This window comes from Salinimonas lutimaris, assembly GCF_005222225.1.
GTDB lineage: Bacteria > Pseudomonadota > Gammaproteobacteria > Enterobacterales > Alteromonadaceae > Alteromonas > Alteromonas lutimaris.
In genome coordinates, this window is record NZ_CP036536.1 from 2,577,594 (window position 1) to 2,600,031 (window position 22,438).

17 protein-coding genes and 1 tRNA gene are annotated in these 22,438 nt (G+C 48.5%); 10 read left to right on the forward strand and 8 right to left on the reverse strand.

What is annotated here, in order from left to right:
* Window positions 1–309 precede the first annotated feature (309 nt).
* From xdhA to EZV72_RS11260, 7 genes are read left to right on the forward strand one after another with little or no spacing between them, the layout of a single operon-like run.
* Complete coding sequence (gene xdhA / locus EZV72_RS11230) at window positions 310–1,767, forward strand: xanthine dehydrogenase small subunit (RefSeq protein WP_137167335.1); 1,458 nt, start codon at window positions 310–312, stop codon at window positions 1,765–1,767.
* Window positions 1,760–4,090, forward strand: coding sequence for a xanthine dehydrogenase molybdopterin binding subunit (xdhB, locus tag EZV72_RS11235; RefSeq protein WP_137167336.1), 2,331 nt, complete (start codon window positions 1,760–1,762; stop codon window positions 4,088–4,090). The genes xdhA and xdhB overlap by 8 nt, the downstream gene beginning before the upstream one ends.
* Window positions 4,087–4,932: a xanthine dehydrogenase accessory protein XdhC gene (gene xdhC, locus EZV72_RS11240; RefSeq protein WP_137167337.1), complete on the forward strand. Its 846-nt coding sequence runs from the start codon at window positions 4,087–4,089 to the stop codon at window positions 4,930–4,932. The genes xdhB and xdhC overlap by 4 nt, the downstream gene beginning before the upstream one ends.
* The gene (gene uraD / locus EZV72_RS11245) at window positions 4,922–5,428 is read left to right on the forward strand and encodes a 2-oxo-4-hydroxy-4-carboxy-5-ureidoimidazoline decarboxylase (RefSeq protein WP_137167338.1); all 507 of its coding nucleotides are present in this window, start codon (window positions 4,922–4,924) and stop codon (window positions 5,426–5,428) included. Before xdhC ends, uraD begins: the two co-directional genes overlap by 11 nt.
* A gap of 11 nt (window positions 5,429–5,439) precedes the next feature.
* Window positions 5,440–5,763, forward strand: a complete 324-nt coding sequence (uraH, locus tag EZV72_RS11250; protein ID WP_137167339.1) for a hydroxyisourate hydrolase — start codon at window positions 5,440–5,442, stop codon at window positions 5,761–5,763.
* Window positions 5,763–7,067 carry a guanine deaminase gene (gene guaD, locus EZV72_RS11255; protein WP_137167340.1) on the forward strand — a complete coding sequence of 435 codons (1,305 nt, stop codon included), beginning with the start codon at window positions 5,763–5,765 and terminating at the stop codon, window positions 7,065–7,067. Before uraH ends, guaD begins: the two co-directional genes overlap by 1 nt.
* Before the next feature lie 4 nt (window positions 7,068–7,071).
* Window positions 7,072–8,289 carry a urate hydroxylase PuuD gene (locus tag EZV72_RS11260; protein WP_137167341.1) on the forward strand — a complete coding sequence of 406 codons (1,218 nt, stop codon included), beginning with the start codon at window positions 7,072–7,074 and terminating at the stop codon, window positions 8,287–8,289.
* A gap of 890 nt (window positions 8,290–9,179) precedes the next feature.
* On the opposite strand, the gene EZV72_RS11265 is transcribed toward EZV72_RS11260, so the two are convergent.
* Both EZV72_RS11265 and EZV72_RS11270 read right to left on the reverse strand, forming a co-directional pair.
* Entirely contained in the window at window positions 9,180–9,527 is a 348-nt protein-coding gene (locus EZV72_RS11265) for a gamma-glutamylcyclotransferase family protein (protein WP_137167342.1), read from the reverse strand.
* Between the two features lie 362 nt (window positions 9,528–9,889).
* The gene (locus EZV72_RS11270; RefSeq protein ID WP_137167343.1) at window positions 9,890–10,309 is read right to left on the reverse strand and encodes an Lrp/AsnC family transcriptional regulator; all 420 of its coding nucleotides are present in this window, start codon (window positions 10,307–10,309) and stop codon (window positions 9,890–9,892) included.
* Window positions 10,310–10,465: 156 nt separating this feature from the next.
* On the opposite strand from EZV72_RS11270, the gene yjeH reads away from it, so the two are divergent.
* The gene (gene yjeH / locus EZV72_RS11275; RefSeq protein WP_137167344.1) at window positions 10,466–11,710 is read left to right on the forward strand and encodes an L-methionine/branched-chain amino acid transporter; all 1,245 of its coding nucleotides are present in this window, start codon (window positions 10,466–10,468) and stop codon (window positions 11,708–11,710) included.
* 158 nt (window positions 11,711–11,868) lie between these two features.
* On the opposite strand, the gene EZV72_RS11280 is transcribed toward yjeH, so the two are convergent.
* The 5 genes from EZV72_RS11280 to EZV72_RS11300 all read right to left on the reverse strand — a co-directional run bounded on the left by EZV72_RS11280 (window position 11,869) and on the right by EZV72_RS11300 (window position 20,557).
* Complete coding sequence (locus tag EZV72_RS11280; protein WP_137167345.1) at window positions 11,869–14,034, reverse strand: bifunctional diguanylate cyclase/phosphodiesterase; 2,166 nt, start codon at window positions 14,032–14,034, stop codon at window positions 11,869–11,871.
* 421 nt (window positions 14,035–14,455) lie between these two features.
* Complete coding sequence (locus tag EZV72_RS11285; protein ID WP_137167346.1) at window positions 14,456–16,093, reverse strand: glycoside hydrolase family 32 protein; 1,638 nt, start codon at window positions 16,091–16,093, stop codon at window positions 14,456–14,458.
* Between the two features lie 291 nt (window positions 16,094–16,384).
* Window positions 16,385–17,908, reverse strand: coding sequence for a glycoside hydrolase family 68 protein (locus EZV72_RS11290; RefSeq protein ID WP_232364571.1), 1,524 nt, complete (start codon window positions 17,906–17,908; stop codon window positions 16,385–16,387).
* A 1,352-nt stretch (window positions 17,909–19,260) separates the two neighbouring features.
* Window positions 19,261–19,337 (reverse strand) — tRNA-Val (locus EZV72_RS11295).
* 137 nt (window positions 19,338–19,474) lie between these two features.
* Window positions 19,475–20,557, reverse strand: a complete 1,083-nt coding sequence (locus EZV72_RS11300) for a patatin-like phospholipase family protein (RefSeq protein ID WP_137167348.1) — start codon at window positions 20,555–20,557, stop codon at window positions 19,475–19,477.
* 492 nt (window positions 20,558–21,049) lie between these two features.
* Here EZV72_RS11300 and EZV72_RS11305 point away from each other — a divergent pair, with 492 nt between their 5' ends.
* Window positions 21,050–21,448, forward strand: coding sequence for an ACT domain-containing protein (locus tag EZV72_RS11305; RefSeq protein ID WP_137167349.1), 399 nt, complete (start codon window positions 21,050–21,052; stop codon window positions 21,446–21,448).
* Window positions 21,445–21,924, forward strand: a complete 480-nt coding sequence (locus EZV72_RS11310) for a PTS glucose transporter subunit IIA (protein ID WP_137167350.1) — start codon at window positions 21,445–21,447, stop codon at window positions 21,922–21,924. Before EZV72_RS11305 ends, EZV72_RS11310 begins: the two co-directional genes overlap by 4 nt.
* Here EZV72_RS11310 and EZV72_RS11315 read toward each other — a convergent pair.
* Complete coding sequence (locus tag EZV72_RS11315) at window positions 21,921–22,352, reverse strand: OsmC family protein (RefSeq protein ID WP_137167351.1); 432 nt, start codon at window positions 22,350–22,352, stop codon at window positions 21,921–21,923. The genes EZV72_RS11310 and EZV72_RS11315 overlap by 4 nt on opposite strands.
* Window positions 22,353–22,438: the final 86 nt, after the last annotated feature.

Here is a 22,438-nt window from a genome sequence, read left to right on the forward strand (position 1 = left end):
ATAGTGCCACAGTGATACCGATGCTCAAGTTTTTCTTCTTTATCGCCGATTCTGAGGGATATGCTAAGTGTGCACGGTAATTGCTGTTGTTTGTAACAGGGTGGCAAAATGCGCTAACAAGCCGATAAACTGCGCTTTTAATGCATTTTATGCACCAATAAAAAACACTAACGCACCAACTTAGGGCAAGCATGTCAGTCGACATGTTTTTTTAGCAAAAACTATTTGACCATTTGGTCTACTTTTGAAATAGAATTACAGCTATAGTAGTCAGTTCAGCGACTTTACATTATCAATAAGGATAGACACATGATTCGCTTTTTATTAAACGACACTTCAATGTCGCTGTCAGCGCAGGATGCGAATCAGACAGTGCTGTCCTTTTTACGCGAACAACAAAAACTGACCGGCACCAAAGAAGGATGTGCAGCCGGCGACTGTGGTGCCTGCACCGTGGTGGTAGCTGAACTGAGTGATGCCGGGCACGGTCTGCATTACCGCTCTATCAATAGCTGTATTGCGCTTATGTCTTCGCTACATGGCAAACAGCTGATTACGGTAGAGCACCTCAAACAGGGCAACACCCTGCATCCGGTGCAACAGGCCATGGTGGATGAGCATGGTTCACAATGTGGTTTTTGTACGCCCGGCTTTGTGATGTCGATGTTCGCGTTATATCAACAACAGCAACAAGCGCCTGGCCCCATCAACCGTCATACTGTTGATTATGCGCTATCCGGTAACCTGTGTCGCTGTACCGGTTACCGGCCTATTATTGACGCGACTCTGGCAGCGTGCGCTACGCCACAAAGCGACCAGTTTGCCCGTCAGCGTTCTGCCACTATCGATGCGTTAAACGCCCTGCACGATGATGTCGATCCCCTTACTTCAAGCGGTTTGCTTCTACCTGTCAGTCGGGAGCAACTCGCTCAGTGTATCGCAGCTCATCCTGATGCCCCGCTGGTGGCGGGCAGCACAGACCTGAGCCTGGAAATTACCCAGCAACATCGCCGCTTTGATACCCTGATCAGTTTGAGTCAGATACCCGCTCTTAAACAAATCAGTGTCGATAGCCAACGATTACGTATTGGCGCAGCATGTGCCCTGAGCGATATCGAAAAGCCCCTGTTAACCCACTTTCCTCAGCTACAGGAGCTGTTTGAACGCTTTGCCTCACTGCCGGTACGTAATCAGGCAACGCTAGGCGGCAATATTGCTAACGCCTCGCCTATCGGCGATATGCCGCCGGTCATGCTGGCACTAAACGCAACCTTTGTTGCCGATAATGGCAATCATGTTCTGCGCTTGCCGGCTGACGAGTTTTTCACCGGTTACCGGCAAACCACCCTGCCCCCCGGTTACTGGCTCAGTGCCATTGACATCCCTTTGTTAGGCGAACAACAGCGGCTTGCTGCATTTAAAGTCTCTAAACGAACCGAAGATGATATTTCTGCGGTCTGCGCGGTGTTTAATGTTGCTATTGATAATGATGGCATTGTTACTGGCGTAGCCACGGGGTTTGGTGGTGTGGCAGCAACCCCAGTTAGCGCAACTGCGCTGGCTCACGCCATTACCGGTAAACCCCTGACGGATGCGCAGACATTACAAGCAGGGAAAGTCGCACTGAAATCGGCCTTTTCACCTATTGATGATGTTCGTGCCACCGCGCGCTATCGCAACCAGCTGGCGGAAAATTTATGGCACCGATTCTGGTTACAACAGCAAACCTCTTCCACCATTGAAACACGGGTGAACTACCATGCGTAAACTTATTGATTCAGCACCAGCGGGCGCTGATGCCAGCGCACTTCATAAGCCCAGCAAGCATGAAAGTGCAATCAGGCAGGTAGCCGGACAGGCACGCTATGTTGATGACCTACCCGAACCTCAGAACATCGCCCATGCTGCCGTTGGCGTGAGTCAGTGCGCCAGCGGCGTTCTGCAATCAGTGACGCTTGATGCGGTGCGCCACAGTCCTGGCGTGATAGATGTTATTACCGTGAACGATATTCCTGGCCACAAAGATATTGGTCCGGTATTCGAAGGCGACCCGATTCTGGCCGACGGGGAAATCAAATGTTATGCCCAGCCGGTATTTGCGGTGCTCGCTGATACTGTAGATAACGCCAGACGGGCCGCACTACTGGGCGATATTAAAGTGCAGCAAAGCGCTGCGATACTGACCGTGGCTGAGGCGCTGGCAGCTCAATCGCATGTGCGTCCGCCCCATGAGTTTCATCGCGGAGCGTCAACAGACGCCCTGCGCAACTGCGACCTACAGGTCAGCGGAACGCTGTCGATCGGCGCTCAGGAGCATATGTACCTGGAAGGTCAGGTGTCGCTGGCAATTCCTGAAGAAGACGACCGCATGCTGATTTACACCAGCTCCCAGCACCCCAGCGAAGTACAAAAACTGGTTGCTGAGGTGCTCGGTGTCGGCCTGCACAAGGTGACCGTGGATATGCGGCGCATGGGCGGCGGCTTTGGCGGTAAGGAGACTCAGGCGGCGCAGTGGGCGTGCCTGGCTGCGGTACTGGCCAGTCGAACCGGCCGGGCAGTGAAACTACGCCTGCCGCGTAGTCAGGATATGCAGGTCACCGGCAAACGTCACCCGTTTGAAAATAAGTATCGGGTTGGCTTTGATGAACAGGGAGTGATTAAAGCCAGTGAATTTGAGGTTAACGGAAACTGTGGACACTCACCGGATTTATCCGATGCCATTGTTGATCGCGCCATGTTCCATGTCGACAATGGTTACTTTTTAGGGCAAAGCAAAGTCACTGGCAACCGGCTTAAAACCAATATGGTGTCACATACTGCTTACCGGGGTTTTGGTGGCCCCCAGGGCATGATTATGGCTGAGTCCATGATTGATAAAATAGCCCGGCGTCTGGGTGAAGATCCGCTGACCATCAGAAAACGCAATCTGTATGGTGAGGATACCGGCAACACTACGCCATACGGTATGCCAATTGAACACAACCTGCTGCCTGAGCTTATTAGTCAGCTTGAAACAACCAGTGATTATTGGTCACGTCGTGAAGCGATCCGGGCATTTAATGCAACCAGTCCGGTAGTCAAAAAAGGCCTGGCCCTGACACCGGTCAAATTTGGAATCTCTTTTACCGCCAAACACTTAAATCAGGCAGGCGCTCTGGTGCACATTTATACTGACGGTACCATTCAGGTAAACCATGGCGGTACCGAAATGGGCCAGGGCCTGCACACCAAAATTGCCCAGATCGCGGCTCACGAATTTGGTGTACCGCTGGACATGATTGAAGTGACATCAACGCGTACCGACAAAGTACCCAATACATCTCCTACCGCAGCATCGTCGGGCACCGATCTGAACGGCAAAGCCGTACAAAATGCCTGCATCACACTGAAGCAAAGACTGGCGGCACTGTTTGGAGAGCAACTTGGCCTGCCGGCCGAAGATACCTGTTTTCGCAATGGCGAGCTGCATATTCAGGGTAACAGTATTGAGTTTGTCAGTCTGATACAACAAGCGTATCTGGAGCGGATTTCGCTGTCGGCCACTGGCTATTACAAAACGCCCAAAATATTTTACGACAGGGACACCGGCAGTGGTCGGCCGTTTTTCTATTTTGCCTACGGCGCGGCGGTTAGTGAAGTCAGCGTCGATACCCTGACCGGCGAGTATAAAGTCTCTCAGGTGGACATTCTGCACGATGTGGGAGCCAGCCTGAACCCGGCGATTGATAAAGGTCAGATTGAGGGCGCGTTTATTCAGGGAATGGGCTGGCTGACCACCGAGGACATGCGCTGGAATGAAGAAGGCCGCATCATCAGCAATAATATGGCCACCTACAAAATACCGGCCATCGGTGATACCCCCACCGCTTTTCATGTTGAACTGTTTAACCGGCCCAATGCCGAGGACAGTATTTATCATTCAAAAGCCGTGGGCGAGCCTCCGTTTATGCTGGGCATTTCGGTCTGGTGTGCGCTCAAAGATGCGATCAGTAGCCTGTCCGGCTACCGTGAGGATCCACAACTCGACACCCCGGCCACGCCGGAGCGCGTGCTCGATGCGGTGATGCAGGCGCAGGCGGTGGTGTTATGAGACCTGACACCTGGTTTGACGCCCTGCACCGCTGCCAGCAAATGGGTGAAAGCTATGTCTTGATTACCGTGCTCAGTGTGGCCGGTTCTACACCCCGCGAAGCGGGCGCTAAAATGGTAGTCACCGCCGATAGTCAGTATGACACGATCGGCGGCGGCCATCTGGAGCATGCGGTTATCGCTCAGGCCCGCGAACAGCTGGCCGGCGCGGTAATGCATGGACAGCCTGCCCCCCTCATAGAGTCATTCCCCCTAAGTGCAAAACTGGGCCAGTGTTGTGGCGGCGCAGCAAAAATTTTGTTTGAGGTAAAAGCCTGCCACGGTCAGCATGTCACTGTGTTTGGTGCAGGACATGTGGCCAAGGCTCTGGTGCCCCTGCTTGCACAACTGCCTTTGCAAATAACCTGGGTAGACAGCCGCCAGGCCATGTTCGACAATCTCAGTATCTCTTCCAATGTGCACATTGTGGTGGATGACGAGCCAGAGTCGGTACTGCCGCGTATTCCGGCAAACAGCTGGCTGTTGGTGCTCACCCATAATCATCAGCTGGACTATCAGATTGTGGAAGATGCCCTGCGCAAATTTTCCTTTGAATTTGTAGGCATGATTGGCTCTGATACTAAAGCCAGACGTTTTTTAACCCGCCTGACACACCGCGGGCTGACCGACCGCCAACTGAGCCGGCTGATATCGCCGGTCGGTGATTTGTCGGTACCGGGTAAGCGCCCGGTTGAGGTTGCGGTGTCTATCACCGCTCAGCTTATCAAACGTTTGCACAGTAACGCAGTGACTGAGGCAGATATAACACTGACCACCAGAACCCGGGAATCTCATGACGCCTGAACAGTTAAATCAATGCAGTACAGCACAGGCCACCGAGTGGTTTATGCAAACCAACACGGCCTCTCGCTGGGTACAGCGCATGGTCGACAGCCGCCCGTTTATTGACAAAGCACAGGTGAAATCACAGGCTCAGCAACACTGGCAGGCGATGGACAACGCCGATTTTCTGGAAGCCTTTGAAGGTCACCCGATGATCGGTGATATCAGCACATTGCGCAAAAAATTTGCTGCCACCCAGACGCTGGCTTCCCACGAGCAAAGCAGCACATCACATGCCAGTGAGGCGGTGTTGCAAGAATTAAAAGCTCTGAATCATGCATATCTGGACAGGCACGGCTTTATATTTATTATTTGCGCCAGCGGCCTGAGTGCCCAAACCATGCTTGATGCTCTGAAAGCCAGGCTTGACCGGCCTACTGATGAAGAAATAAAAACCGCAGCACAGCATCAGCTGAATATAACCCTGCTACGGATTGACAACGGATTATCAGATTAAGGAACCCGCTTATGCATTCTCTGTCCAGTCATGTGCTTGATACCACCGCCGGTAAGCCGGTGGCAAACTTGACCATTACCTTGTACACCCCCGATGGTGACACCATAAAGGGGACCACCGACAATGACGGCCGGTGTAAAGACTGGGGCGACACCCGGTTTCACCCCGGCGAGTATCGTCTGCGCTTTCATTGCGCTGACTATTTATTAAAAACTCACGGCGATACCTTTTATCCGTTCGTGGACATCAGCTTTATTCTGGGAAATGACACCAGCCACTACCATGTGCCCCTGCTCATTTCCCCGTTTGGTTTTAGCAGTTACCGAGGCAGTTAGTGACACAATTACAGCTTTTTCGCGCCAGTATTCTTCATTTTCCTGAACCAACCACACAATTTAACCGTGACGTGGCCTGCTTTCGTGATGGCGCTTTAGTGATTGAACAGCAGCGTATTGTTGCTGTAGGACAATTTGAAGATGTTGCAGCGCAGTATCCACAGGCTCAGATTCACGATCATCGCGGCCAGTGGATCATTCCGGGCCTGATAGACAGTCACCTGCATTATCCGCAAACCGAAATGATTGCCCGTTATGGCAAACAATTATTGCACTGGCTGGAAACCTATACTTTTCCGACCGAGGACAAATTTAAAGACCCCGCCTACGCAGCCAGACTGAGTGAGATCTTTTTGCAGCAATTGCTAAAAAACGGAACGACCACCGGGCTGGTATTTGGCACTGTTCATAGCGGCGCTGTTGATAGTCTGTTTAGCGCCGCGTCTGAGAAAAACATGGCCCTGGTAGCCGGAAAAGTCTGTATGGACCGAAACTGTCCGCCATTTTTGCAAGATTGCCCACAATCCGCACAACAGGACAGCGCCCGGCTTATCGACAAATGGCACAATCAGGGTCGTAACCTCTATGCCCTGACGCCACGGTTTGCCCCCACCAGTTCAGAAGCACAAATGGCAGCGCTGGGCGAACTGGCGCAGCAATATCCAGATGTATTTATTCAAACGCACCTGTCGGAAAATCTGGAAGAAATTGAGTGGGTAAAATCGCTTTATCCTGAGTGTGGTGGCTACCTGGATGTGTACGACAAATACCATATGGTGCGCGAACGGTCTGTGTTTGGTCATTGTATTCACCTGACCGACGATGAATGGATTCGGATGGGCGAAGCCCGGGCCGCCGCCGCGTTCTGTCCGACCTCGAACCTGTTTTTAGGCAGTGGGCTGTTTAATTTTGTGAAGCCGCGACTGCATAACGTAGATGTGGTTATGGCCACAGACGTAGGGGCCGGCACAACGTTTAATATGCTCAGGACTTATGGCGAAGGTTACAAAATATCTCAGCTTCAAAACGATCCGCTGGCGCCGCTGGAAGGGCTGTACATGATGACTCAGGGCCCTGCCAGCGCTTATGGGCTAACCGGTGAGATCGGTAACCTGAACCCGGGTACGATGGCCGACTTTGTGATTTTATCACCACAGTTTGATGAGTTGACTCAGTTGCGACTTGCCGATGAGTCTGAACCTGCCGATGTCATTTTTGCGCTCAGTATGCTTGGTGACGACCGCGCGATTGCCCAGACCTGGGTGGCAGGTGTGTGTCAGTACGAAAAAAATAAGAAGGAATAAAAATATGCCATGGTTAGACTGGGCGTCGTTGTTTGTACGTTGGTTTCACGTTGTAGCGGGGATTGCCTGGATCGGCGCATCGTTTTACTTTATCTGGCTGGACAACAGCTTGCGTGAGCCACCGAAATGGAAGAAAGAGCAAGGGATAAAAGGCGACCTCTGGGCTGTTCATGGCGGCGGTTTTTATGAAGTAGCCAAGTATGCGTACGGCCCTAAAACCATGCCCTCAACACTGCATTGGTTTAAATGGGAGGCCTACACCACTTGGTTAAGTGGCTTTGCATTACTGATCATTGTGTACTATTTCGGTGCATCGGCCTTTTTGATTGACCCCTCGGTACAGGCAATGACGCCGGCAACAGCCATTGGGCTCGGTCTGGCGCTGATCTTTGGGGGCTTTGCCCTGTATGAACTGGCTTGCCGCTCGCCACTGGCTAAAACCCCCAGACTGTTTGCCGTTGCTCTGGTGGCCATGATTTGTGTGGCCAGTTATCTGGCAACGCAGTGGTTCAGTGGCCGTGGTGCCTATATTCATATCGGCGCACTGATCGGTACTATCATGGTGGCCAATGTCTTTTTAAATATAATGCCCAACCAGCGCAAAATGGTAAATGCTGTGGCGGAGAATAAAGATATTGATCCCGCGTGGGGAGCGGGTGCAAAACTGCGTTCAGTGCACAATAACTATCTGACCCTGCCCTTGCTGTTTATCATGGTCAGCAACCACTATCCTATGACCTATCAGCACCCTCACAACTGGCTGGTGCTAATACTGATGATGGCGACAGCCGCCTGGATACGTCACTTTTTCAACCTGCGACATCAGGATGTAGTAAAGCCATCTATATTAGTTTCAGGTGCTGTGGCCATGGCAGCCATTACATTGTGGGTATCCTGGCCACAGACTGTGGCAGAAACTTCTGTCAATGCGCAGTCACCGTCACAGGTCTCTGTGGCGCAGAATGTACCATCAAAGCAGCAGATAACGGCGTTGATAGACAAACACTGCTCCAGCTGCCATTCCCGCCAGCCAACGGATGATATTTTCACAATCGCCCCGCTGGGTGTGGTGTTTGATAACTGGCAGGATATTGAGCGCTATGCCGGACAGATACCCCGCCGCGCAGCAGTGACCAGGGATATGCCTTTTATGAACAAAACCGGTATGACAGAACAAGAGCGTCAACAACTGGATGCCTGGTTCAAAGCTGCATACAACTAACCTCCACAGGCCGCATTTTGTTGCGGCCTGTTTTCCCCAAACCTTGAATGCACGTTAAAACCGTTGTAGATAGATGGACAGTCACTTTTCCAACCGGACAGACACGCCACATTCGCCTCAAACGTGGACAGGCACTTTTCTAACAGGACAGACACGCCACACTCGCCTCAAACATGGACAGTCACTTTCCCAACCGGACAGACACGCCACATTCGCCTCAAACGTGGACAGGCACTTTTCTAACAGGACAGACACGCCACATTCGCCTCAAACGTGGACAGGCACTTTTCTAACAGGACAGACACGCCACACTCGCCTCAAACATGGACAGTCACTTTCCCAACCGGACAGACACGCCACATTCGCCTCAAACGTGGACAGTCACTTTTCTAACAGGACAGACACGCCACATTTGCCTTCAACGTGGACAGTCACTTTTCCAACCGGACAGTCACGCCACATTCTCCTTCAACGTGGACAGTCACTTTTCCAACCGGACAGACACTCCCCATTCGCCTTCAACGTGGACAGGCACTTTTATAACCGGACGGACACGCCACATTCGCTTTCAACGTGGACAGTCACTTTTCTAACCGGATAGACACGCCACATTCACTTTCAACGTGGACAGTCACTTTTCTAACCGGACAGACACGCCACATTCGCCACAAACGTGGACAGTCACTTTTCTAACAGGACAGACACGCCACATTCGCCTCAAACGTGGACAGTCACTTTTCTAACAGGACAGACACTCCCCATTCGCCTTCAACGTGGACAGTCACTTTTCTAACCGGACAGTCACGCCACATTCGCCTTCAAACATGGACAGGCACTTTCCCAACCGGACAGTCACGCCACACTCGCCTAGTTCATATAAAACTAGCCATTTAACTGACCGCTTTATTTAGTTCTGATTTAGCGACGTAAACAGCGGCAGACTGCGTACCACCTCTTTCCAGATTCACCTCAACAATAACGCGCTGGTATTCATCCCCCTCAAACTCATCCAACACAGCCCAGTTATCTGCCAGATATTTTGAGCGAAAGACCTGCCCCTGTACGGACTCGCCATTTGGATCCGGAATCATGGCAGGACACCCCATCGATGCTCCCCACCCAACATTGATATAACGGCCTTTTAGCCATGCATTTTCAAACTCTCCCCCTATACGGGTAAGAATATGCTCATTAGGAAAGCCTTGCCGCAATGTGCCATAAACAAAAATCGCCTGCATAGGTTACTGCTCCTTCTTGGTTAATTTAACGCTATTTATCACTCGTGTTCAGTGCAGCCAGCTTGAAATGCATGGCAGGCTGTTAACCAACCACCCCCCAGTTATCGCATAGGCTGGTTTTGCTGTGTACGACACCACATCATTTTACTGATGCTGTATACATACCGTACTTATTCTCGTTTAGGTAACATCATGAGGGCTGAAAAACGGGGATTAAAGGCAACGAAGGCAATGAATCGTACAAAAGGTCAATATCGAACAGTGAACGGCTATGTTCTGCACAAGCCCAGGCCACTCAATGTCTAATCTGAGTAGTCGGCTATGTGGTGTCTGTATAAACCGTGACTGTCCATATTGAGGAACTAACCAAGCCACTGGTTTAAGACAACATGCGTTTTCACTTTGGCAATGTCATCAAATGTATCTATATGCTCACGAATCTCGTGCAGCCGGCGCATGGTTGCGGCCTTTATCAGCACAATAAGATCACATTCACCTGTTACGCCATAACAGGACACAACCTCCGGTATTGCCCGAAAATAAGGCACCACATCGGCACATCTGGCACGTTTATGCTGAATTTCCAGATAGGCCGCCACGCCCTCTTTTTGCGACTCCGATAACATCACCTGGTATCCTCTGATAACACCGGAGGACTCCATCTTTTTTATACGATCAGTGACCGCTGAGCGGGACAACCCCACCTTATCAGCAATTGCCGATATACTGGCTCTGGCATTTTGTCTTAACTGGGCGAGAATCGCCTGATCGAATTTATCCATCTTTATTTCCGTCATTTTGCTGGAAAAATACAAATATGCCGTCAGTATGACGGCCACAACACGCTCAATGTGTGTAAAGTCACACAGTCTGAAACGTAAAAAAGCAGTATATTACGCCATAAAATCAAAGCCACACAATCAGGGCCGCTTTCCATCATGCACCATACAAGTAACAAAATAGGACGCTGGCAGGGAGCAGGCTTGCTCACTACCACTTTGCTGGGAACCAGCGTTTTTATCTTACCCCAAATGACTATCAACACTGCGGGGCACTGGGCCATACTTAGCTGGCTACTATTAACCATCGCCATTTTGCCTGTCGCGATGGTGTTCGCCAAACTATCCTCCCGCTATCCGCATGCAGGTGGCCCGGCGTACTTTGTAGAAAAAGCATTTGGGAAATCTGCCGGCAGAACGATTGGCATCATGTTCTTGTTTGTTGTGCCGCTTGGAGCTCCCGCGGCTATCATTATGACCTATTGGTTTATAGAAACGCTGTTTGGATTACCGGGTCAGTGGGCATTACCAGTTCAGTTAGGTATTATCGGTCTGTTATTTCTTCTTAATTATCGTGGCATTCAGGTCTCTTCCACATTGCAATTGCTGCTCACTTTGGTTATCACCCTGGTCGTTATTGCGCTTATCGCTGGACAGTCCCCTACCCAGAATATGGTCTCTGCGCCAGATTCAGGCCACTTTGATATCCACCCAGTGCTAGGTGCTATGGGCATCGCATTCTGGAGCTTTCTTGGTATAGAGGCAATATCTCATCTTGCTGAGGATTTCAAAAACCCACGGCAGGATTTGGTTCCAGCCATCATGGTAGGCACGGTGTTGGTTGGCGCGATCTACCTAGGCTGTACCTGGTTGCTCGTTGATCTGCCAGTAACCGATGATTTGAGCATGGTGGCTTTGTTTAATGAGGTTTTTTCTGCCGGTGGTGCATATGTTATTGGCGCGCTGGGAGTAGCCGGAGGCTTAGCCACCGTCAATGTTTATACTGCCAGCCTCTCGCGGCTAGTCTGGAGCCTGAGTAATGATCAGGTGCTTCCGGCCTTTTTCCAAACCCGCAATCGTTTCGGCATACCTCAACGAGCGCTGTCAGGTGTGCTGGGAATTATGGCACTTACCTTAACGGTTACGCACATAGAGCAATTGAATCTGGAAGATTTGATTGGCTGGGCAAATGGCGTATTTGTACTGATTTATCTGGCCAGTATGCTCTCTGCAGTTCGGCTGCTGTCGGCAAGAATAAGGCCCCTTATACTTCTGGGCGGTTTGTTTTGCGCCGCTGTTGCCATCGGCCTTGGGTCAAAAATGCTCTATGCTGTCGGCCTCTTCTGTTTTTGTGCTCCGCTTTTGTGGCATCAGCAGCGGCGCTCACAGCGTAGCTTGTGCTAAACATGACTGTGATAAAATGTTAAGGATTCAAAAAGATAGTCTAAGGCTAAACATGCGTTAAAAGCGTTACGGACAGTCACCTATATGTCTGGCAACCCTCAGATTATTTAATGATGCACTATTACACAGGTAGCGATTTAAAGCGTGACTGTCCAACTCTACGATCGAAGTGAAAGAAACAATGCCTCGAATTGCGAGGCTTTCATCGGCTCACCATAATAAAAACCTTGCGCTTCATCACACCCGAATTGCTGCAAAAATCTTATCTGAGCGGGGTTTTCCACTCCTTCAGCAATAACCTCAAGCTCAAAGCTCTTTGCCAGATAAATTATCGCTTTTACTAACGATGCGTTGCCTTTGTCTTTTTCAATATCCTGTATAAAAGACTTATCAATTTTGAGTCGGCTGACGGGATAACTCTTTAACAGATTAAGCGCAGCAAAGCCGGTACCGTAATCATCAAACGCCAGCTTAACCCCCAGATCTCTCAAGCTATTCAGCCGGTTAATAGTGTTTGTATCGTTAAGCAAAAATGTGGTTTCAACCAACTCCAGCTCAAGCAGTTCCGGGGCTAGCCCGGTAATTTTCAGTGTCTCTGCAACTAGTGCCGGAAAGTGGGTACTGCGAAATTGTGAATCAAATAGGTTTACGCCAATACGTAGCCCGGGGCAATGCTGCTGCCATTTAGCAGCCTGAATACAGGCTTCCCCCAAAATCCAGATACCCAGTTCCCAGTTAGCACTTTTTTTATTCAGCGCGTCGATAAACTGGTCCGGTGACAATAATCCCCGCTCAGGATGTTGCCAGCGAAGCAGCGCTTCTGCTCCCACCAGCTCCCCATTGTGGAGATCATATTGGGGCTGATAATACACCACAAATTGCTCTAGCCGTATCGCCTCACGCAACTCCTGCTTTAACCGGTGTAGCGAGTCAATCGCGGCGCGCAGTTCGGGCTGATAAAGTTCATAGCGATTTTTTCCCGCATCCTTGGCCTTATACAATGCCAGGTCTGCAGAGCGCAGCAATTCTTCTGCACTGCTACCATGCGCAGGAGACACCGCAATTCCGATACTCGTACCAACGAAAATTTGCTGCCCATGCAATTCGTGTGGGACCGCTATCTCTGCAATAATCGTTTGCGCCACCATCTCAGCTTCAGATTGGGACATCGGCGGCAACAAAATGGCGAATTCATCTCCCCCGAGCCGGGCAATAGACAATGCAATATGACAGCAGCGCTGCAAAGTATTCCCGACTATTTTTAAAATGTCGTCCCCTGCAGCATGCCCCAACGTATCATTCACCTCCTTGAAACCATCCAAATCGGCCAGTAAAACAGTGACCGGCTGATTTGACGCTAGCGCTTGCTGTGTTACGCGCTTCCAGTTGCTGCGATTGGCTAAGCCGGTGAGTACATCAGTTAATGCTAATCTCTTTAACTGAGCATAATTTTTTTTTCGTTCGGTGATATCCCGTATGATTAAACCAATACTGTGACTGTCCCCTTCTGCCCAGGTCGAAAAAGACAATTCAGCCGGAAATGTAGTCCCATCTTTTCTTTTTGCTGTGATCTGCAGATTGCTATCAAAACTGTTTTGGCCCGATTCAAGCATTGCTTTCTTACTGGCATACAAGGCCTCGCCTGACTGATCTGTGAGCCGACTTACGCTGGTATGCAGAATTTCACGTTCTGTGTAGCCAAACAGCTCTTCAGCTGACCCGTTCCAAAACTCAATCAAGCCTTTAAGATTGGTACAAATAATGGCATCAGGTGAGGTGGCAGCGATATTTTTCCAGCGGGACTGATTGACACCATTTAAGTGACTCAGGCGCCAAAGCTCCAGCTTATCTGCAACCACACCGGCCATGTTCTCCAGCATCGCAACATCTTTTTCGTCGAAATCGGGCCTGGCTTTGGTATCGATAATACAAAGTGTCCCTATTTTAAAGCCCTCACGGGACAGCAGCGGACAGCCAAAATAACTACGGATAAAGGGAGGGCCAGTAACCAGCGGATTGTTCACAAAGGTGGGATGAACGCTCACATCGTGAATAATCAAAGGCTTGTCATCGGGTGTGGCGATGGTGTGTGTACAAAAAGAAATATCTCGCGGCGTTTCACAGATATCCAGACCCACTCTGGATTTAAAAAACTGCCGGGACTCATCGACCAATGATATAAGTGCGATAGGTGCATCAAAAATTTTTGAAGCTAACTGGGTGAGCTGATCCAGCTCGGGGCTCGAGGCGGTGTCCAGATTAAAACTGTGTAAATTAGCCAGCCTGTGCTGTTCATTAACGATACCTCGACTCCTTTTACTCATTGTAACTCCAAGACTACACACCAGTTACGCCTGACGCTGAGTTCAAGACCACCTACTTCTTGGAAATGATAGCTCAAATGGTGCAATAAAAAATAGGCACACAGACAAAACAGCCAAAAGTGCTATTAAGTAGATGCTTTTTTATGAAAAGAGTTCCGGGCAGCGCTTAAGCACAAAGCGCGAATACAAGCGAACAGTGCCGCAGGCATTATTGGGTAAAAGATTTATCAGGCCCCCTACGTTCAGCCTAGATTAAAGTGACTGTCCATGCTTGAATTTAACTTTAGAGCAATCCGGGCCACCCACAAGCGCTCGCCCCTGATAATTGACAGTAGCGCCTGCTCCCATTGGCTTTATTGTAAAACCACAAAAACCGGTCTGTTCAGCCGGGAATGCTCGCATAACGATCTAGAATTGTTGGCTAGAATTCAGCGTCTTCAGTACGTTGTACCGGGGCAACCTGTAAAGGCGATAACGCCACGGTACTCAGCTCCACGTCACCGCCCACTGACTCAACCGACAATTCGTTAGCGCCGGGTCCAGGGAATACAAGATTGGAAAGCACAGCTTCTCCATTATTCACAAAGACCTCAATAGAACTTGTATCAACAATGATATCCAGTGCCACCACTCCGTCTCGCGCCGAAACCTTGGCGTGTCGAGCCTCACGATAAATATCGGGCATTGACTCAGCGATGGTATCTTTATCTCGCTTAACGAAAACAGTACCCTTATCAAAGTTATATCCCACGATCACCGCGTGCTCATCGCTCTCCATCAGACGAAATCTGACTTCATTAGCACTGGAGGCTTCATCAAGCTTAACCCGAAGACGATAGGCATCTGATGTCGGGTGAAATAATGTCAGTGTTGATGCATCTCTCACTTTCAGATCAGTGCGTTTCTCAGCAGTCCCCTCTAGCTGGTCAATCGCTTTGACCGGACGTGAGACAAGCCGGGGGTTACCATCAATGGTACGCAGTTCAATTCGTCTTACTACCGAATTAGCACCACCATGCCAGTCTGAGGTCGGTAGTTGAGTGGCGTAGGCCCAGTTATTTAACCAGCCAATAGCATAACGGGAGGCTAGCCGCTCAGCATCGCTCTGGCGAGGGTCCTCCCAGGTTACTGCAGCGTAAAAGTCAGCGCCGGCGTCAAGCCACTGAGGCTCGTTCTGATCGGCAGTGAATTGCTCTCCGTCCCACTCTCCGGTCCAGTATAAGGTTCCCGTAGTCATGCCTTTTTCAAACCCATTGGCACCGGTTGCCAGAACCCAGCGTGTGTTTGCAGGATCACCATCAAGCGACATCAGGAATAAATCGGGACATTCCAGAATGCCTAAATCGTTGCGTTCAAAGCCAGACTGATAAACCCAGTGCTTTAAATCAGGCGATGTATAAAAGCCGATTTTATGACCCTCGGCCAGTACCATCAGCCATCTGTTCCGTGCATCGTCCCAGATAATTTTAGGGTCTCGCCAATGCCTGGCTCCCGGGTTGTCCATCACAGGATTGCCATGATACGCCTTAAATCGGTAGCCGCCATCTGTTGAAACAAACAATGACTGGCGTTGCACGCCCTCGTGCTGCTGAGTCATGATAGCAATAACAGCGCCGGCACCAAATCCGGCTGTGTTGTTTACATCAATTACTGCACTACCGGTTTCAATATCGCCAAGACCGTTTTTATACTTATCGATCGCAACACCCTGGTCTTGCCAGTGCACAAGGTCTTTCGACGTTGCGTGGTACCATTCGGTGCCATTTCCCTTGGGGTAATCAGCATTGTAAAGGTAATAATAGTGCCAGACACCGTCAATCAGAATAGGGCGTTGAGGATCGTTCATCCAGTGTTTGGCCGGTGTCAAATGCACCGCGGGGCGATAAGCTGCCCATTCTGCAGGACGCTGAAATGAAGAGGACTCTGGTGACATTGATGGCGGTGCGGTATCAGAGCCAGATACAACGGCCAGGGCCGCAGTGCAGCAGCAGATAACGATTAGCGCGCACGTGACGATACGTCTGCCAGTTGTAAGTGGTGAAATAAGACGGTGATTCATAATTCTCCTTATCGGAGTGTTGGCAGTGAAGCAAAGTAATTTCTCGCCGCTACTCAGCGAGCACAGCTGCTGTCAGTGAATAGTAACAAATCAGTTTTCAAGATGGGGGAATGTTGCCATTAACGGATTATCTGTCGCATAACAATAAAACTGAATCATTTGTGAGGTTATCGCATCGATCGTTCGCTGCATCGCATTTACTGTCATGAACAAATAAAACAGGAGAGGCTTTATCGACCCGCAGCCGCAATACCTCTCCTGCTAAACACTTTTTAAGTGACTAAACTATCACTATTTTTTAAGTGGCTTGATCTGCCCACCAGAGTTGACATTGAGGTTCGCCGGGATATCGGCCCAGCCTCCTAGTCCATACCCGTTAACACCGTAAGAATAATCTACGGCTGACGACGCGCCATCAATTTCAATTTTGACCGTAGGTGCCAGGGTACCGCCACGACGGAAGTCTTCCTTGGTGCCAATGGTGTCGATAAATGACTGGATTAAACCACCAGGCATTACATAGTGCGAGTAAGACTGAAACTGACCGGGATGCTGGTTGTAGTCTGGCGCAAAGGGTGTGCCCGGCCAATAGTTAAGGTTGGTCGGGTTACCAAGTACCAGTCCGGAGCCCTGATTCATCGGTTGATAATCGCTGCGAATGCCATTGCCTACAAAGCCATATACACCCTCAGGGCCGGTAATACCTGCCGCATATGTGGTACTGTGGCTGATAGTGAAAAGATAATACTTGCCATCCTGCTGATAAATCTGCGGACGTTCGGTCTGGTCAGTCACACAGTTTGCAGACAGAATCGGTGGCAGAAACTCCCACTCAGTCAGGTCATCATTGGTCGCTCTGGCCAGGCCGACGTTACCAATTTGAAACGGTGCACCAGAAGCATTCACCTGTGTTACCGTCTCGGCATAAGGGTCGCCGTCACGATATCCAAGATCATCGGCATCACACTGGGCAGTTGCACGATCCATGGCTGAATTGCCCTCAAATACCATATACGTTTCACCAGGGTGAGCCGGGTCTTCGAAGGTAAACGGGTCGCGGAAATTGTAGTACGGGTTTTGCTCAGCATTCTGGTAGTAAGTGCCGTCGGCCTCAAGCAGTGTCTCAACCTTATTGAAACCCGTGAATCTCACGCCATTTTTATTGGCATGTACATGGCCTACACTTAGCGCAAGTCGAGAGTCATAAGGTTTAATATCCGGGCCGCCATCCGGGTCACGGTAAAAGGCAACATCCGTGAAGAACAGTTTAACTTCACCACCTGGGAAGATACGTGCCGAACCCGACCACTGAGTCTGATGGCTATAAGACTGATCTTCGAAAATTTCGCCAGTTACGCCTTCATCAAACACCAGTCCGCCATAAGTCCAGCCTCCGTCTTCAGGACGCTGTTCAGCCGGAACACCTGCAGGACGGTAGAAATATCCTATTTTTGCGTAAACGTGACGGTCGTCAAAGCCCAGACTCCGGTCGGCAACCAGAGAAAAAATGATCTCCTGCCCGTTCACACTATACTGGTTCGCGTCGGCGTCTGTCAGAGGCCAGGAGTCCCATACCCAGACCTGTTCGTTTGACATGTCTGGAAAATTCTGCGGAATATCAGGCATGGTGTATTCTTCAGGCATCGAATTCTGACGAGAGCCCGCTGTAGGATCTGACATACGCTTAAGCTGACGAGCATCAGCACGGGTCCATTTGGCAGTGAAGTTGTCCTGCGGTGAAAATGCTTCTTGAGTGTGAAGTGTCGGCTCAGGTCCTGGTTGTAGATAGGGGTCTGCAACCGCGGCCGTTGTCATACTCAAAAATGCTCCCAGCACGGAGAGCGCCGTTTTACTTATTCTACGATTCATCAATTCAGTCTCATTAGGTTAATGTGGTTTTCTCAAATGGATGTCCGCAGGCTGTAGCTACTCTTTCATACCTGATCAATATTGCTTATTCTCAACTTTGGATTGTTTTTCTAATATTTATCAGTTTTTTATAGCGAAGACCGGTCCAAGTAAAGGATAAAAACATTTATCTGCGTGAGCTTTAAGATACAGACCATTAAAGCCCGAACTTCATCCTGCAAACAGAAGCAGAGTATACTAAAGTATAATAAACTTAAACGATTAAGTTGCAGGAAACTTTAACTGATTGGAATATCTGAAAATTTAAACCATTGCTTTAACAATAAAATTAATAATGTAGCGATACCTTTTTGCTTACTATAGGACTTTAATTTTGCCTAAAGAGATCGACATTAGAAAAATAGATTTATTCGAATAAAATCAATAATTTACACACAAAATAATCAAGAGGAAAAAGTTAACAAATCGAATGCAATGTTAACTTTGTTATTAATTATGACTTATTTAATTACCTAAAAATTAAATGCGAGTAAAATAAATTAGCCATTCAAGCTACTAATCACATGATAAATTGCCACAACAAACTTAATCGATTAAGCCCTTTGTTTCTTCAACATCACATATAAGCAATGCACAAGAGTGCTTACCTCACCGCGAGCATCGCGATATTTCAGTAAGACAACCTCTTAAAAAGTATGACAACATTTTTTAAGGATTTTTTCGGCCGCTTTATGTATTACTTTATGAAAATGGCATGCCTTGTAAGTTAATAAATAACATTTTTTTCTGATGGCACTACATCTTTTAAATAATCAAGTTCGCCTGTATTTTTTGTTCAGAAATACTGGAGATAATGAATATATTGGATTTGCATCGATTGATGGGGTCACGTTATTCAGTGTTAACTACTCAGGAAGTGTCTACAGCATACTTTCTACAGTATATTATTTAGTCACGCCACTTGGCTAAAAGCTTATAAAAAACAACATTGCACCATTAAATGCGTGGTTGTGTGAAACCGCATCGAGAAACGGTTTTGAGTGGTTTTGCTAAATATAAAATGGTGTAAGAGGAAATCGTCGGGGCTTTTAACAGTCAATAACACAAGATGTACAATCGCGATACTACGGGTACTCACGTACTACGCTTATTCATGGCCATCATGACAGGAGCCATCTGCTTCAAAGAGAAATAACAAACACAAACTCTGAAAAACGCTAAATAGATTCGATTAACCTAAGCATTAATGAGTTAACAGGCTGAGATATTTTGAATAGTACTTTCAGAAGAGAAATAGATGGTGCGTCTACCCTGACTCGAACAGGGGACCTCTACCATGTCAAGGTAGCGCTCTAACCAACTGAGCTATAGACGCATCTGTCGTTAACGCTTGCCGCGTTAAGATGGTGCGTATATTAACGATGCCATCTGGTACGCGCAAGCCATTTTTTCATTTTTATGAACCGTTTGGTGACTTTACGAGCAAACTGTTCAAGATTAGGTCAAACACGTCTAATTTGGAAGGCATGGAAACGGTAATGGCTGAATGTCATCCATAATTGTGCCATCGGTGACTTTATTCATAAAGTATTCACCCAGCCGGTCTGTTTCGTTCAATACCGTTTTCCAGTAAGGCAGACGCATATCCGGCGTCATCACCTCAAAGTCGGTCCGATCCGGAATCTTTTTGTATGGCAACGTCTCTACAAACTCACTGGATGGCACCAGCATAACGACGTTGTCATAGCTGCGGGCATGCACATGCCTGTTTTTCAGTTTTTTATCAAACCAGCCAGTTACCGGCCGCGGATAAAAATGCGGATATAATGTCAGGCCCTGCTGATTTTCAAACGCCAGATCAAAGTGGTAATCAACAATTCCCCCATCCCGGTATACCCCCGGCGCCGCACCTTTAATATCAGACACACCGTCAAGCACCAATGGGATTGAGCCGGATGCCAGTAAAACATCTGCGATATTCTCCTGTGAAAGTGATGCCTGTTCAGTTTTGAGCCTGTAGGGATCGATAATATCCAGATGACTGTCGGGTGCCGAAAAAATCACCCGGGTAAAGCGTCGTTGTAAGTTACGCCGGTTAAGCATATTGCCCGCTGCACTTAGCGCCAGACCTGAAAGCTGTGACCACTTGCCAGGACGGCCCACTATGCCATGACAACGAGCTGTTATCAGATGCGCTTTGAAACGGGAATTAGATAAAATCTGCTCGGCGCCCTGCCCGTCTAGCATGTAATGCAGCAACTCAACAGCTTTAGTGGTGATCTCCCTGGAAGTGGGCTTGTCTGAATAAACAGTCTGAGAATAACTTTCAGCCAGTCGATTAATAGCCTTGAGAGGATCGTTTTGCGTCATACAGGCAGCCCTGAATGCTCCTGCGGACGAACCAACAATATTAACCTGACGATCGGTATCGTGAAAAAATTCAGGAAACAACACCCTGTCCAGGCCGGCAAGTACAAACCATTTGGGCCCACCGGATGCGCCCAGAAAATAGTCGAACAAGGCCGGATGAAAGCCATCTTGCCTGAGTCGTTTTAATGCTGTCGGACCAGCATAGATGTTAAGCGGACGGGTCAACGGGGGTTCCTATCATCAAGCGTAAAGTGTGAATAATGTATCAGTTTGAGTAAAAAGTTTAAATTAGCCCGGAAAATACATGTTTATAATCTGGCTCTATATTATGGACTAAACAGAATAAGTCAGATCCACCACACAAACCTGTACATAAAGCAAACAATTTCAATCTATTAACAAGTCTCTATATCTGATCAGACAACAGCCAAACCAGCCATATTGTCAACCATATAAATCTGATTTTTTTTATAAATATCCGGATTTTTTTTACTTTACCGGCTAGACAGTCACTATGGAAAATGCTTGTAAATTCTCAAATGTTATCCACTGGTCACTTTTTAATCTATAAAAATAATCCTTTTATGACAACAACTTACATTTAAGCCCCAAACTACTCAACAAGCTTATCCACAGATTACGTGGATAACACATGGCGCTATGGGAAATTTAGTGATTAAATAACATTAACTTTAAAAATGTTGTATATAACGTCTCATGGCAATACAAACTCTGGCAGTGCTTCCACAAGAATTTACGATATACGGGCTTGCCCCTGCAGCGTCGATTCCAGCAGCAGTAACACAAAGTGAACTCTATTTTATTGGCAAAACAGAAGATCAACTTTCTATAGTGGTGCCCTCAACCGTGAAACTGGAAGCTGAGGATACTGACGAAAACTGGCGAGCCCTTGAATTACTTGGTCCGCTGGAGCTTTCTATGGTCGGCATTATGGCTAAAATTGGCTCGGTACTGGCCGGCGCAAAAATCAGCATTTTTGTGGTTTCTACCTTTGATACAGATTTTTTTCTGGTTAAAGGTCATAAATTGCAAGAGGCAGTGGGTGCCTTGAGAAAAGCTGGCTATCAGGTTCAGACACCAGGCACAGATTCATGAGTCCACCCGAGTCCTATAAACACAAGATTTCGGTTATTAGTCCGTTGTCCGGTTCGCTGGCTGATCCCGGTGAATCTGAATTGGGTCAGCATGTCAGGCTATTTGGCCACGGTTGTCTGATTAAAGTGACTGGCAGTCAGCTGATAGCGCCTTTCACCGGTATCGTCACCGAACTGCCAGCCACCGGCTATGAGCTGAAATTTAAAGCAGGTAATGGTTTGCAATTATGGATTCGGATTGGCAGCAAAACTCACCTTCTTTACGGTCAGGGCTGCCAGCAACTGGTTAAAAAAGGCGTGAAGGTGACAGCGGGTACGCCGCTGCTTCAGTTTAATCCTGCCATGCTAAAACAAATGGAAAGCCCGCTGTACGCCAGCATCGTAATTGTAAATGGTCAGAAACTGATCGCCTGTGAAACCAGAAAAGCCAGGCAGAGCCTGGCTTTTGAAGATGTCCTGATGGATCTTTATCTTTAATTGTGGAAAGTATATTCCAGGCTGATGTCCGCATTCAGCAATTTAGAAATCGGACAGTTGACCTTGGCATCATCGGCAATGGCTTTAAACTCATCGTCATCAATACCGGCCACTTTTGCTTCCAGAGTCAAGTCTGAACGAGTGACAACAAATCCATCGCCATCTTTTTGAAGCGTTACCGCAGCATCCACTTTCAGCTCGCCGCTGTCGTAACCACTTTCTGCAAGGGCAAATGATAATGCCATTGCGTAGCAACTCGCGTGGGCACCAGCAATCAGTTCTTCAGGGTTAGTTCCGGCCTTATCTTCAAACCGGGTATTAAAGCCATAGGGCTGTTCTGATAGCGCACCGCTAGCCAGACTTACATGGCCCTGACCTTCTTTTCCCAGTGGCTGGTAATGCGCAGATGCTGTTTTTACAATCGCCATAAAATCTCCTTGTTGCGTTTGCTATATCAATCGTGATTTGTCCATGAAGGATGCACAGCCTGTGCCGCCCTTTAATAACCAAAGTA

What these genes read in the sequence shown, in the direction of transcription:
- xdhA (WP_137167335.1), top strand. Translation starts at nt 310, where the DNA reads ATGATTCGCTTTTTATTAAACGACACTTCAATGTCGCTGTCAGCGCAG.
- xdhB (WP_137167336.1), top strand. Translation starts at nt 1,760, where the DNA reads ATGCGTAAACTTATTGATTCAGCACCAGCGGGCGCTGATGCCAGCGCA.
- xdhC (WP_137167337.1), top strand. Translation starts at nt 4,087, where the DNA reads ATGAGACCTGACACCTGGTTTGACGCCCTGCACCGCTGCCAGCAAATG.
- uraD (WP_137167338.1), top strand. Translation starts at nt 4,922, where the DNA reads ATGACGCCTGAACAGTTAAATCAATGCAGTACAGCACAGGCCACCGAG.
- uraH (WP_137167339.1), top strand. Translation starts at nt 5,440, where the DNA reads ATGCATTCTCTGTCCAGTCATGTGCTTGATACCACCGCCGGTAAGCCG.
- EZV72_RS11260 (WP_137167341.1), top strand. Translation starts at nt 7,072, where the DNA reads ATGCCATGGTTAGACTGGGCGTCGTTGTTTGTACGTTGGTTTCACGTT.
- EZV72_RS11265 (WP_137167342.1), bottom strand. Translation starts at nt 9,527, where the DNA reads ATGCAGGCGATTTTTGTTTATGGCACATTGCGGCAAGGCTTTCCTAAT.
- EZV72_RS11270 (WP_137167343.1), bottom strand. Translation starts at nt 10,309, where the DNA reads ATGGATAAATTCGATCAGGCGATTCTCGCCCAGTTAAGACAAAATGCC.
- yjeH (WP_137167344.1), top strand. Translation starts at nt 10,466, where the DNA reads ATGCACCATACAAGTAACAAAATAGGACGCTGGCAGGGAGCAGGCTTG.
- EZV72_RS11280 (WP_137167345.1), bottom strand. Translation starts at nt 14,034, where the DNA reads ATGAGTAAAAGGAGTCGAGGTATCGTTAATGAACAGCACAGGCTGGCT.
- EZV72_RS11285 (WP_137167346.1), bottom strand. Translation starts at nt 16,093, where the DNA reads ATGAATCACCGTCTTATTTCACCACTTACAACTGGCAGACGTATCGTC.
- EZV72_RS11290 (WP_232364571.1), bottom strand. Translation starts at nt 17,908, where the DNA reads ATGACAACGGCCGCGGTTGCAGACCCCTATCTACAACCAGGACCTGAG.
- EZV72_RS11305 (WP_137167349.1), top strand. Translation starts at nt 21,050, where the DNA reads ATGGCAATACAAACTCTGGCAGTGCTTCCACAAGAATTTACGATATAC.
- EZV72_RS11310 (WP_137167350.1), top strand. Translation starts at nt 21,445, where the DNA reads ATGAGTCCACCCGAGTCCTATAAACACAAGATTTCGGTTATTAGTCCG.
- EZV72_RS11315 (WP_137167351.1), bottom strand. Translation starts at nt 22,352, where the DNA reads ATGGCGATTGTAAAAACAGCATCTGCGCATTACCAGCCACTGGGAAAA.